The sequence below is a fragment of the Rummeliibacillus sp. G93 genome, from assembly GCF_023515935.1.
Lineage (GTDB): Bacteria > Bacillota > Bacilli > Bacillales_A > Planococcaceae > Rummeliibacillus > Rummeliibacillus stabekisii.
Genome location: NZ_CP097314.1, coordinates 970,853 through 983,452, shown reverse-complemented (window position 1 = coordinate 983,452; position 12,600 = coordinate 970,853). Strand labels below are relative to the sequence as shown.

General features: G+C 39.3%; 14 protein-coding genes. 1 reads left to right on the top strand and 13 read right to left on the bottom strand.

Annotation, left to right across the window (positions count from 1 at the left end; genetic code table 11):
* Positions 1 to 4: 4 nt before the first annotated feature.
* The 3 genes from sdaAB to M2M59_RS04845 all read right to left on the bottom strand — a co-directional run bounded on the left by sdaAB (position 5) and on the right by M2M59_RS04845 (position 2,972).
* The gene (gene sdaAB / locus M2M59_RS04855; RefSeq protein ID WP_066785328.1) at positions 5 to 667 is read right to left on the bottom strand and encodes an L-serine ammonia-lyase, iron-sulfur-dependent subunit beta; all 663 of its coding nucleotides are present in this window, start codon (positions 665 to 667) and stop codon (positions 5 to 7) included.
* A gap of 258 nt (positions 668 to 925) precedes the next feature.
* Positions 926 to 2,590 carry a DAK2 domain-containing protein gene (locus M2M59_RS04850; protein ID WP_249775668.1) on the bottom strand — a complete coding sequence of 555 codons (1,665 nt, stop codon included), beginning with the start codon at positions 2,588 to 2,590 and terminating at the stop codon, positions 926 to 928.
* A 19-nt stretch (positions 2,591 to 2,609) separates the two neighbouring features.
* Entirely contained in the window at positions 2,610 to 2,972 is a 363-nt protein-coding gene (locus tag M2M59_RS04845) for an Asp23/Gls24 family envelope stress response protein (protein WP_066785323.1), read from the bottom strand.
* A gap of 346 nt (positions 2,973 to 3,318) precedes the next feature.
* On the opposite strand from M2M59_RS04845, the gene rpmB reads away from it, so the two are divergent.
* On the top strand, positions 3,319 to 3,507 hold the full coding sequence (gene rpmB, locus M2M59_RS04840) for a 50S ribosomal protein L28 (RefSeq protein WP_066785320.1): 189 nt from the start codon (positions 3,319 to 3,321) through the stop codon (positions 3,505 to 3,507).
* Positions 3,508 to 3,537: 30 nt separating this feature from the next.
* On the opposite strand, the gene spoVM is transcribed toward rpmB, so the two are convergent.
* From spoVM to def, 10 genes are read right to left on the bottom strand one after another with little or no spacing between them, the layout of a single operon-like run.
* Positions 3,538 to 3,684 carry a stage V sporulation protein SpoVM gene (gene spoVM, locus M2M59_RS04835; RefSeq protein ID WP_223823519.1) on the bottom strand — a complete coding sequence of 49 codons (147 nt, stop codon included), beginning with the start codon at positions 3,682 to 3,684 and terminating at the stop codon, positions 3,538 to 3,540.
* Between the two features lie 4 nt (positions 3,685 to 3,688).
* On the bottom strand, positions 3,689 to 4,351 hold the full coding sequence (locus tag M2M59_RS04830) for a thiamine diphosphokinase (RefSeq protein WP_147194201.1): 663 nt from the start codon (positions 4,349 to 4,351) through the stop codon (positions 3,689 to 3,691).
* Positions 4,348 to 5,013: a ribulose-phosphate 3-epimerase gene (gene rpe / locus M2M59_RS04825; protein ID WP_249775667.1), complete on the bottom strand. Its 666-nt coding sequence runs from the start codon at positions 5,011 to 5,013 to the stop codon at positions 4,348 to 4,350. The genes M2M59_RS04830 and rpe overlap by 4 nt, the downstream gene beginning before the upstream one ends.
* 2 nt (positions 5,014 to 5,015) lie before the next feature.
* Positions 5,016 to 5,897 carry a ribosome small subunit-dependent GTPase A gene (gene rsgA, locus M2M59_RS04820; protein WP_066785311.1) on the bottom strand — a complete coding sequence of 294 codons (882 nt, stop codon included), beginning with the start codon at positions 5,895 to 5,897 and terminating at the stop codon, positions 5,016 to 5,018.
* A 39-nt stretch (positions 5,898 to 5,936) separates the two neighbouring features.
* Positions 5,937 to 7,901: a Stk1 family PASTA domain-containing Ser/Thr kinase gene (gene pknB / locus M2M59_RS04815; RefSeq protein WP_249775666.1), complete on the bottom strand. Its 1,965-nt coding sequence runs from the start codon at positions 7,899 to 7,901 to the stop codon at positions 5,937 to 5,939.
* A 2-nt stretch (positions 7,902 to 7,903) separates the two neighbouring features.
* Positions 7,904 to 8,653: a Stp1/IreP family PP2C-type Ser/Thr phosphatase gene (locus M2M59_RS04810; protein ID WP_147194207.1), complete on the bottom strand. Its 750-nt coding sequence runs from the start codon at positions 8,651 to 8,653 to the stop codon at positions 7,904 to 7,906.
* A 14-nt stretch (positions 8,654 to 8,667) separates the two neighbouring features.
* Positions 8,668 to 9,765 (bottom strand): dual-specificity RNA methyltransferase RlmN, encoded by a 1,098-nt coding sequence (gene rlmN / locus M2M59_RS04805; RefSeq protein WP_066785305.1) that lies wholly within the window; start codon positions 9,763 to 9,765, stop codon positions 8,668 to 8,670.
* The gene (rsmB, locus tag M2M59_RS04800) at positions 9,765 to 11,147 is read right to left on the bottom strand and encodes a 16S rRNA (cytosine(967)-C(5))-methyltransferase RsmB (protein ID WP_249775665.1); all 1,383 of its coding nucleotides are present in this window, start codon (positions 11,145 to 11,147) and stop codon (positions 9,765 to 9,767) included. Before rsmB ends, rlmN begins: the two co-directional genes overlap by 1 nt.
* Positions 11,144 to 12,085 (bottom strand): methionyl-tRNA formyltransferase, encoded by a 942-nt coding sequence (gene fmt, locus M2M59_RS04795; protein ID WP_249775664.1) that lies wholly within the window; start codon positions 12,083 to 12,085, stop codon positions 11,144 to 11,146. Before fmt ends, rsmB begins: the two co-directional genes overlap by 4 nt.
* On the bottom strand, positions 12,082 to 12,585 hold the full coding sequence (def, locus tag M2M59_RS04790) for a peptide deformylase (RefSeq protein WP_249775663.1): 504 nt from the start codon (positions 12,583 to 12,585) through the stop codon (positions 12,082 to 12,084). Before def ends, fmt begins: the two co-directional genes overlap by 4 nt.
* Between the last annotated feature and the right edge of the window lie 15 nt (positions 12,586 to 12,600).

The window sequence follows — 12,600 nt, the reverse complement described above, 5'->3', positions numbered from 1 at the left end:
CCTCCTATTTTTTTATGCGTGTCACCTTGGTGATATTTGGTAGAAGTTCGATTTCTTCCATTATAGATTGGTCAATATTTTGATCAATTTCAATGACCATTAACGCCATATTTCCTCTCTCCTTACGAGATACTTCCATATGGCCAATATTAATATCATATTCTGCAAGGCATTTCGCCACATTTGCAATACAGCCTGCACGGTCATTATGCACAACTAAAATAGCAGGCATGCCTCCAGACAATCGAAGCGGGAATCCATTAAGTTCTGTTATCTCAATTGTACCACCACCGATTGAAATACCGACGATTGACATTTCTGTTTCGTCATCTCCTATTACAATCCGGGCTGTATTTGGATGTTCGGTATGATCTGTTTCAGGTATAAATTCAAATTCCAAACCGGCATTCTTTGCGTCTTGGAATGCTGTTTTAATGCGTTCATCGTATGTCTCGTAATCTAGCAATCCACCAATGATCGCTACGTCTGTTCCATGTCCTTTATATGTCTCCGCAAATGAGCCATATAAATGAATCTTTGCCCATTTTGGAAGGCGTCCAAATAAATCTCTTGCAACTCGGCCGATGCGAGCAGCGCCAGCAGTATGAGATGATGATGGTCCAATCATAACAGGACCGATAATATCGAACACAGATGTATATTTCATATATTTCTCCCCAATTTTTATGAATGTTTTATCCAATATTATTACCGGACGATACCTTCCCATCTAAGCTTAAATGAATAGTTGTCCGTAAGATTCCTTGTTCCTACTAATCTCGCATAAAGAGACATATAACCCCTAGTGCGTTAAGTTTAACTTTATCTCAATTTTACACGAATACTAGCGTTTAACCAAACTTTTTTGTTTCACCATAAGAAAAACAGCTAAGCGATCATCTTAGCTGTTCTTCGTCCTATTTTCTTATTCTACTGAGAAGATATAAGGATATAGCGGCTGTTTGCCGTTATGAACTTCTACTTCTACATCAGGATATTTTTCTTCAATGAAATGTACTAATTCGTCTGCTGTTTCTTTTTGAATGTCTTCACCATAAAGCACGGTTACGATTTCAGATTCCTCATCAATCATATCGCTAAGCAGAAGCTCTGATGCTACTTTCAAAGAAGGGGTTGCTTGAATAATGCTGCCTTCATTAATGGCCATAAAATCATCTTTATGAATTTCAATGCCATCAATTGTCGTATCGCGGACAGCAAAAGTAATTTGTCCAGACTTTACATTCGTACTTGCATTTGCCATATGTTTTTTATTTTCTTCAACTGTTTGATCAGGATTGAAAGCAAGAACCGCCGCCAAACCTTGTGGAATTGTCTTAGTCGGCACAACTGCTGCCTCAATGTCTAACAGTTCTGCAGCTTGTTCTGCTGCCATGACAATATTTTTGTTATTCGGCAAGATTAACACTTTTTCAGCGCCAACTTTTTTAACAGCATTTACGATATCTTCTGTAGAAGGGTTCATTGTTTGTCCACCTTCTATGACATAGGATGCTCCAATACTTTCAAGAAGTCTTGCCACACCTTCGCCCATTGCCACTGTAACAATCGCATAAGGATGCTTCTTCACTTCTTTTTCTGCCGCTTTTTTTGTATCTCCTTGTGGATGATCTTCACCAACAATAGCTGTATGTTGTAGACGCATATTATCTACTTTTATTTTGACCAAGCTTCCATATTGATGGCCATAGGAGATTACTTCTCCTGGCGTTTCGGAATGCACATGGATTTTTACGACTTCATCATCTGAAATAACAAGTAATGAATCACCGAATTTGCTCATATCATTTCGGAAAGATTCCTCTTCAAATGGTTTCTTTCCTTCTTCAAACCGCACCATGAACTCTGTGCAATAGCCATATACAATCTCTGAAGTGTCCATGAAATCTTGCGCCTTGTGATGCTCTGCGTTGACTAAATCATCAAGTGATTCCACAACGGTAGCAGTAGGAATTTCCTCACCCTTTAATACCGCTGTAAATCCTTCATAAACAAAAACTAAACCTTGTCCACCACTATCTACTACGCCTACTTCTTTTAGAACAGGTAGCATTTCAGGAGTTTGGGCAAGCGCTTCCTTTGCCGCTGTTAACGTTTCTTCCATCACTACACGAATGTCTTGTTCATGTTCAGCGACTTCTACAGCTTTTTCTGCAGCAACGCGCGCAACAGTCAAAATAGTACCTTCTACAGGTTTCATAACAGCTTTATAAGCTGTGTCAACACCATGCTTTAGCGCTTGTGCAAATTTTATGGAATCCAATGTATCTTCTTTTTCTACTGCTTTTCCAAAACCGCGGAATAATTGAGAAAGTATGACGCCGGAATTACCGCGTGCCCCCATCAATAAACCTTTAGATAAGGCTTGTGCTGTATTACCGATGTTTTCTGTTTTATGAGCAGCCGTTTCTTTGGCGCCAGACGTCATCGATAAATTCATATTTGTTCCTGTATCGCCATCTGGCACAGGAAATACATTTAGCGAATCAACATACTCTGCATTTTGAGATAAATGGCGGGAGCCTGCCTCCACCATTTCCGCAAATTTGATCCCGTCTAATGACTTCATAAGTTTTTAGTTCCTCCTCTTACACGTTCGCCACACGAACACCTTGCACGAAAATATTTACAGAATGAACACTCATTCCCAGTGTTTGATCGAGTGTATATTTTACTTTGGATTGGACTTGATATGCAACCTCAGAAATTTTTGTTCCATAACTGATAATGACATACATGTCTATATGTATATCTTCGCCATCTTGGCGAACGATCACGCCTTTTGCAAAATTTTCTTTGCGAAGTATATCTGTTAAACCATCGCGTATTTGATGTTTACTAGCCATGCCGACAATGCCGTAACATTCAATTGCTGCACCCCCTGCAATCTGTGCAACTACATCATTAGAGATATCAATTCGACCGAATTCATTTTTCAATTCTACTGACATAATAACTCCTCCTGATTTTTCGACTATCTCTTATTGTACTATCAATTCTTTGCAAAGGACAACATTATCTAGACTCTTTGCACATTATACAATAGTTTTTTGCATTTGTACTATAAAACTACATTTAACTATAGACAGATAGAAATGAGCAACAGGTAAAGCGATTTTGTTATTTTCAATATTTTCCACTAGAATGTTTAAATGATTTTAAGTGTAAAGGCTTTTTTCTTGAAAGAGGGTCAAAATCAGTTGCAATGGCGAAAAGTGTGTGTTAAATTATTAAAGTATGTGAAATACCGAAGTGAAATCATAAATTTTTCAACTTCTTTATGAGGAGGGAATTAATATGCCAAAAAAATGTGTGATTACTGGACGTAAAGCAGTATCTGGTAACAATCGTTCTCACGCAATGAACGCTAACAAACGTACTTGGGGAGCTAACCTACAAAAAGTTCGTATCTTAGTAGACGGTAAACCGAAACGTGTATGGGTTTCAGCTCGTGCACTTAAATCAGGTAAAGTTGAACGCGTTTAATTTTAACATTAAAACGCCAAGTTGATTTTCTCAACTTGGCGTTTTTTCTTTCCCTTTTTTCTTTTTCGAGGCTGTTGCTGTTTTTTTAGGCCCTGCCGAATCATTAGATACCATTTGCAAACAAAAACGTGCAAAGTTACTCACTACTTTTGGTAATTGAAATGTGTATACTTTCAACTGGTCACTCCTTATCATCTGTACTTCTTATCATTAAACATATGCCATGTGTGAAAGAAATAGACGCATATTCACCCACTATTTCGTTACTCGTAAAACGAGTCGTCCCTAAATCAATGATTTCATCCGTTGTTTCGTACAGCATGTTTTTCAAAGTAACATTTAAGACATTGCTACCATACGCAAAAAAGGATATATACTTGAAATAGGAATCTGCTACTATCTTATGTTCGCCAGGCTGAAAAAATTGCAAAGAATTCATTTTATTTATAATTTTAAATTCAATAGATGGATGCATTTCTTGTAATCGATAGATCATTCGCATATTTGCCTCAAAATGGTCTAATCTTCCACCTGTTGCTCCAATTAATATAATTTTTTCCGGCTTGTATGCCAAAGCTCTGATAACGGCAAGCTCCGTATCCGTTTCATTTTTCTGCGGTGGATGATGTTCAATGCCTGATACGCGCTCTTGTATCCTAGACCATTCACTCTCTGTAAGCGAATCAAAATCTCCTATAGCCAGGTCTGGCATAATCCCATGATCCATCAATGTTATGGTACCGTGATCGGCTCCAATAAATACCGCATTTTTAAACGAAAGGAGGAAATCGCCTGTAACGATTTCCTCCTTCGGTCCGCCAGCACAAATAACGACAGTTGTCATTTGATCGCTTCTTCTCCTGCTGTTAAAATGCTTTGCAATGCAGCCTTACGGTCTTCTTGTCCGTATATGGCTGAACCAGCAACAAAAATGCTGGCGCCTGCTTGAGCGCAAGGTTTAATCGTTTCTGCATTAATACCGCCGTCAATTTCAATTTCCACATTCAAGTTCTTTTCTTTAATCATACCTGATAATGTTTCAATCTTCGGAACGACAGAATGGATAAACTTTTGTCCGCCAAAACCTGGATTTACTGTCATGAGCAGTACTAAGTCTATGTCTTCTAAGACATGTTGAATGGTTTCAACTGGTGTATGAGGGTTTAATACAACTCCTGGTTTTGCACCAAGTGAACGGATTAGCTGAATCGTGCGATGCAAATGTCTGCATGCTTCCACATGTACAGTAATATAGTCCGCACCTGCTCTTACGAACTCTTCTATATACTGATCAGGATTTTCAATCATTAAGTGAACATCTAATGGCAGATTTGTTACAGGGCGCAACGCGTCAACTACAATGGGACCCATCGTGATATTAGGAACAAAATGGCCATCCATAACATCGATATGAATTAATTTAGCTCCTGCTTCTTCTACGGCTTTTACTTCTTCAGCCAATTTTGAAAAATCAGCTGCTAAAATAGATGGTGCGATTTTAATCATTACTAGTACCTCGGCTTTCTGTCCATGATTTCTTGTAAAAATTGCAAATAGTGTTCATAGCGATAACTTTTAATACTGCCAGATTCATACGCCTCTTTCACAGCACATTTTGGCTCTTTTAAATGCAGGCACCCACGAAACTTGCATCGTTCTGATAGTTCATCCAATTCAGGAAAACAACGAGTTAATTCTTCCTTTTCAATCTCATCAAAATCAAAAGAGCTAAATCCCGGAGTATCTGCGATAAGGCCTCCCGCAATCTCAATTAATTCTACATGCCGCGTTGTATGTTTTCCTCGGCCAAGGGCTTCTGAAATGATGCCTGTCTTTAGACCAAGTGCTGGCATGATCGAATTAAGCAGGGTTGATTTTCCAACACCAGATTGTCCAGCTAAAACTGTGGTTTTTCCTTGCAGCAATGGAGCCATTTTACTTAGTAATTCTGGATCTTCTTTATAGGTTTCCAAGATGGTGTAACCTATATTTTTGTAATCCTGCTCATATGATGCTATGTTTTCTTTTTCTTCTATCGATAACAGATCCGTCTTAGTTAGACAGATGATAGGATGGATGTGGAACGATTCCAACACCACTAAAAAACGGTCGAGCAGAAGCGAATTAAATGCCGGTTCTGTCGTTGAGAAAACGAGAATAGCCTGATCTATATTCGCAATCGGCGGACGGACAAGTTCATTTTTCCGGGGATCAATTGCTGTAATTGTGCCATCATTGTTGCCCTCTACCTCATATTCAACGTGGTCACCCACAAGCGGCGTAATCCCTTTATTGCGGAAAACTCCTCGTCCGCGGCATTGAATTTGCTTCTCTCCATCCTTCACATAATAAAAACCACTTAATGCTTTTCGTATTTGGCCATTTGGCATACCATACCTCCTAATTCATCTCATTTATGCTATCCAATATTATGACAAATCATCATAAGAAACAGTTTCATCTATAATTACTTTATCATCTCGTATGATTCTGTATCGTGCTTGCTGGCCTTTTTCAACTTCAAATTGCAATCGTTTTTCCTGAGAGGAGAACAATTGAAATTCTTGGTAAACATCATTTATTTTATGCGTTTTATCTTGAATATAGATACGTACTTGTTGCGGCTCGCCTTCACTCTCTTTTTCATAAGGGATGTTCACTGTTTTTACGTATGTTTTTACAGGCTTTTCTTCAGGTCCCTTAGATAAAACTACTTCAATCGTACTACCGACAGCTAACGCTTCACCTGCTGATGGAGATTGTGAAATTACTTGACCCTTAGGAACATCATCTGAGTATTTTTCGCTGCCAATATGAATGTGGAATCCAGAGCTTTTAGCATAGGTATTAAGAGCCTCTTCATCATAGCCGACGAGATTTGAAACATGTTCTTGTTCCTGCCCTTTGCTGACAATCAGTTTAATGGACGTATCACCTGGCACCACTTTCTTGCCTTCATCAATCGATTGCTTGATAATGATACCTTCCGTTTCGTCTGAATAGTCCTCCTCAACCTCAACATCTTTAAAACCTTGTCTTTCCAGAAGGTCCTTCACTTGGTCAATGTCTTTTCCCGTATAGTTTGAGATCTCCACTTTTTTGGGCCCTTTACTAATGACAAGATCAATTTTCGTTTCTTTTGCTCTTTCATTGTCTGGACCTGGGGAGGTCATAATAATATGGTTTCGTTTCACATCGTCCGAATTTTGCTTTGTTTTTTCACCGATTTCAAAACCTGCATTTTTCAAATTGGTAATTGCCTCATCTGTCTGTTGTTTGGAAACGTCAGGAATTGGATATCTTTTTTCATTGAACAGATCTGGAAAGATAAACAATAATGACAGTAGAATAAGCACAAGTGCGATGAGCAATCCGCTGAGAATCAACCATTTTCTTTTCTTCTTTTTCTGCTTCTTTTTAATTGGTTGTGCTGGTTCTTCTATCGCCTTGTCTCTGATAGGCATTGCCATTGTTTTTTGCAAATCTTTTTCTTCAACAGGTTCTTTAATGATTGGGATAACTTTTGTCATATCATGATCAATTGGAGTCTGAAATTTCGCTTCATGGCTTCTTTCATCAGAAAGGACTGTTTCTAAATCTTCCGCCATCTCCCACACTGATTGGTAACGGTGCACAGGGTCTTTGGCAGTTGCTTTTAAAACCACGTTTTCTAAACTTTGAGGGATCCCCGGCACAATTGCCCGTACAGAAGGTGTTTCGGTTTGCAAATGTTTTAAAGCAATTGAGACCGCTGATTCTCCGGAAAATGGCAATTGACCTGTCAATAATTCATATAACAGGATTCCTAAAGAATAGATGTCCGATTTCTTAGTAGCTGTACCACCTCTTGCCTGCTCTGGTGATAAATAATGAACAGTTCCTAAAACTGAATTGGTACGTGTAAAAGAAGTATCTTCTAAAGCCATTGCAATACCAAAGTCTGTAATCTTCACATTACCTTCTTCATCCATCAAAATATTTTGTGGTTTGATATCTCGGTGGATAATTTGGTTTTGATGGGCATGAGCAATTGCTGAAGTTAATTGTTTCATGATTTGGACGCTTTTCGCTGCAGCTAACGGGGCATATTTTTGTATGTATTGTTTCAGTGTTTGCCCCTTCACATATTCCATTACCAGATAGTGCATATTGCCGTCCTCGCCAACATCATAAATGCTCACAATGTTCGGATGAGTAAGGCTAGTAGCAGAGAGCGCCTCTCTTTGAAACCGTCTTTGCATTTCCTGTTCATCATTAAAATTATAATGCAGTATTTTAATAGCAACATCTCGGTCAAGAATCATATCATGAGCCAAGTAGACATTCGACATGCCTCCGCCGCCTATTACTTCTAAGATTTTATAGCGGCCGCTAATTCTTTTTCCAGCTAGCATGCTTACACCTCCTCATGGCTTTGCGATAAAAGGATTAGTGTAATATTATCTTCTCCGCCCAAATCATTTGCTAATTGGACGAGCTCGTCACCTTTTTCTTCTATAGTTGATGTATTCATCACAATGGTTTGCATCTCTTCATTTGTTAGTTTATTGCTTAAGCCATCCGAACAAATCAGCATATAGGTATCATCCATCATCTCAACTTGATAACTATCAGGTTCAATAGTAGATTCTGTTCCTAATGATTTCAAAATATAGTTTTTCTTCGGATGACTCTTAGCTTCTTCTTCACTAATTTCCCCATTATCAACAAGTATGTTGACGTAAGAATGGTCCTTTGTGATTAAGCGAACTTCCTCAGATGATATTAAATACACACGGCTGTCTCCAACATGAGAAATAACAGCATTTGTGTCTTTGAAGACAACAGCAATTAATGTGGTCCCCATTCCCTGGCAGCCTTCGTGTGTTAAAGAGTACTTATAAAGTGAGCTATTGATGCTTTTAACTGTTTCTTTTAACCAAACTTCTGTTTTGGAAGTAGATTCAAAACTGGCACCATCTGCTTCTATAAAATACTCTTCTAATTGTTTAACAGCCATTTTGCTAGCAACATCCCCTGCATTATGCCCACCCATACCATCCGCTACAATAGCTAGCTGGTATGAGTCGGCGCGGGAGATGAATGCAGCACAATCTTCATTTAAAGCTCGTTTTCTTCCTATATCACTGACGATTGTATATCTCACTACAGATCACCTCATTAGTGGGTTGTTTCTTCTTTTCTCTCCTTCGCCCGCAATTGGCCACAAGCCGCATCAATATCCGACCCTTGTTCGCGACGGATTGTTGCGTTAATACCATGATTTTTTAATGTTTTTTCAAAATCAAAGATCTTATTGCGCGGTGTTCTAACATAATCGCGTTCTGGTACATAATTGACAGGGATTAAATTCACGTGGCATTTAATACCTTTGATCAGTTTTGCTAATTCTTCCGCATGTGCAACAGTATCGTTGACGCTACCAAAAAGCCCGTATTCAAAACTAATTCGACGACCCGTTTTTTCAGTATAATAACGTACTGCCTCCATTAATTCAGGCAATTTATATGCTTTTGCAATTGGCATTAATTGCTGACGCAGCTCTTGGTTAGGCGCATGCAATGAAAGTGCAAAGTTAATTTGCAATTGTTCGTCTGCAAATTTGTAGATTTTCGGAATAATGCCGCTTGTTGATACTGTGATATGTCTTGCGCCAATATTTAATGCTTTTTCATGGTTGATCACTTTTAAGAATTGCATCATAGCATCGTAGTTATCAAATGGTTCACCGATACCCATGATGACTACTGAGCTAACTCGCTGATCCTTTTCATCCAATGCTTGTTGTACCTTTACTACTTGTTCTACAATTTCACCAGGTAGTAAATGGCGTTTTAATCCTCCCAATGTGGAAGCACAGAAAGAGCAGCCAATTCTGCAGCCTACTTGGGTTGTTACACATACTGAATTCCCGTAATCATGCGCCATTAAAACAGTTTCGATGGAATAGCCATCTTGCAATTGGAAAAGGAATTTAATAGTGCCGTCTTTGGATTCTTGCTTGATTAGTGTATTTAACGTACTAAAAGCAAATGCTTGCTGCAATTTATCACGTAAGCCTTTTGAAAGATTAGTCATTTCATCAAAACTTTTTACGCGCTTCACATAGAGCCATTCAAAAATTTGGGCTGCTCTAAAAGGCTTTTCTCCGTTTTCTTTCAGCCAGTCTTGTAATTCGTCTGGTAATAGAGAATATATTGATTCGCGTAGCTGTGGTTTTTCTTTTTTTACTCTTGCTGTTTTTATTTCATGATCCATTAGTTTGTGGATCCTCCTTTTTTTCTAAAAGCCGCGACAAAAAAACCATCGCTGCCTAAATCTTGTGGAAAGACCTGTATCATGCCTTCCTCTTTCAATGGCGGAAACGCATCAGGTGCATTTTCAATTGGCGCTAGCTCCATATCTGGGTGCGCTTTTAAAAATGCAGCAACCGTCTCGTCGTTCTCCATTTTATCAATTGTACAAGTACTGTAAACCATTTTGCCTTGTTTTTTTAATAAAATATAGGCTGTATTTAATAATTCCAGCTGAATTTTTTGCAAAGACTCATGGTCGCTCTCATTTTTTGTATATTTTATATCCGGTTTCCGGCGTATGACACCAAGGCCACTGCATGGTGCATCTACTAAAATGCGATCGAATGACTCTTCACCAAATTGTTCTGCAGCTTTCCTGCCATCCAATACTGCTGGTTCAATAATGGATAAGCCTAAACGCGTTGCATTTTGATCGATCAAACGAATTTTATGTGCATGTAAATCTGTTGCTATAAGCTTGCCTTGATTGCTCATTTTTTCAGCTATATGTGTTGTTTTTCCACCTGGTGCCGCGCACATGTCTAATACTTTCATGCCTGGCGTAACATCAAGCGCATATGCAGGCAGCATGGAGCTTTCATCTTGAATCGTAATTAAGCCCTCTTTGAAGGCGTTCGAGCGAGCTGCTTGTCCTTCTAAAATATGAAGACATTCAGGTATTGCTTCACTCCGTTTGACTGAAAATCCATCATCCCACAAACTGCGAAGTGCTTCTTCTATAGTCGCTTTCGCCGTGTTTACACGAACCGTTTGGTGTGGTGGCATATTATTTTCAAACAGCATTTCACCTGCTTTTTCTAATCCATAATCTTGAATGTAACGGCGAACAAGCCATTCAGGATGGCTGGATTCAATCGACAATCGCAAAACATCATCCTCGATGAGTGTCGTATCACGGTATCCTTCTCTTAGTATAGAACGCAAAATGCCGTTTACTGTTGCGCTGACACCTCGATGTCGTGCACGCCTCTTGGCGATTTCAACTGCTTCGTTGACGGCTGCATGATCAGGTATTTTTGTTAAATATACAATTTGATAGAGAGATAAGCGCAATAGCCAACGTACCCAATTATCTAGCTTTCCTCTTACATATGGCTCTAAATAGTAATCAAGCGTCATCTTATGTTGGAGTGTGCCATACGTTATTTCCGTAAGGAGCCCGCGGTCTTTAGCATCAATTTTGTATTTTTCAATTGTTTGGTGTAACAGCAAGTTGCTATAGGCTTGCTGCTGGTCGACAGCCAACAAAATAGAAAGGGCGGCATCGCGGACATTACCGTCCCAAATAGCATTATTACTACTTTTTTTCTTACTCTTACTCATTCAAAAAGATCCCCAATCTGCAATTTTGAACCAACACCATTTAAGTAATTAACGGCTTCCATCTGCTTTTTACCCGCAGGCTGCAAGTCCAATATATCAATGGCTTGACCCTCTCCTGTAGCAACTGTAAAAGACTTTTTGCCAATCGCAATGACAGTGCCTGGTTTTTCAGTATGCGTAGCAGTCGATTTTTCAGCCCACCAAATTTTAACGTTTTGATTATCAAGGGTTGTATAGGCAATCGGCCAAGGATGCAGACCTCGGATTTGGTTATAAATCGCTGTACTGCTTTGTGACCAATCAATACGTTCTTGTTCACGGGAAATATTACGAGCAAACGACACTTTCGATTCGTCCTGTGGAATGCGCTCATTCGTCCCTTCGATGATAGAAGGCAATGTATCTTTTAATAAATCACGGCCGATAATGCTTAATTTATCAAAGAGTGTACCGGTTGTATCGTCTTCTTCTATTGGCATAGCTTGCTTTGCAATAATATCGCCAGCATCTAGTTTTTCTGCCATATACATAATTGTAACGCCTGTCTCTTTTTCGCCATCTATCACCGCTTGATGGATTGGTGCACCGCCGCGATACTTCGGCAATAGTGATGCATGGACATTAATGCAGCCGAGTCTTGGCGTCTCAAGCAATTCTTTAGGTAAAAGCTGCCCGAATGCTGCTGTGACAATCAAATCAGGCTGTAGGTCAATAATCTGCTTTAGTTCTTCTGAACCTTTTAAACGTTCAGGCTGGATGACTGGCAACCCAAGTTCCACAGCCGCTTTTTTTACAGGTGGAGGCGTTAGGACCCGTTTGCGTCCGACTGGGCGATCTGGCTGTGTTACGACAGCTTGGATATGATAGCCTTCTTCCTGAATCATACGCAAAATCGGAACAGAAAAGTCTGGCGTTCCCATAAATACAATCGATGTCACTCTTCTTCCTCCTCGTCTGCGTACATCTCTTCGATTTCTTCAAGTGTATACGTTTTAGTTATTTTTTGATCAAATAAAATGCCGTTTAAATGGTCTACCTCATGTTGGATGACGCGAGCATCATAATCATGTGCTTCTAGTTCATATAAGTCTCCATTTCGGTCTTGCGCCTCTACTTTTACGTATACTGGACGTTCCACATCGCCATATACATCAGGGAAACTTAAGCATCCTTCAATATCCGTATCCGTATCTTCTGATATTGCCACAATAACCGGATTAATTAATTCGAGAACATCCCGTTCTTCTCCAAGCTCGACAACAGCCGCTTGAATACTTTTGTTCACTTGAGGTGCTGCAATTCCAACTCCATCATTTTCTACCATTGTTTCATACATATCATCTAAAAGCTGCGCTAGGTTGTTATCAAATTGTGTAACTTCTGCTGCTTTTTTCTTTAAAATTTCTGCTGGGTTTTTAACAATCTCTAATAAGGCCATATTCTTTTCTCCGTT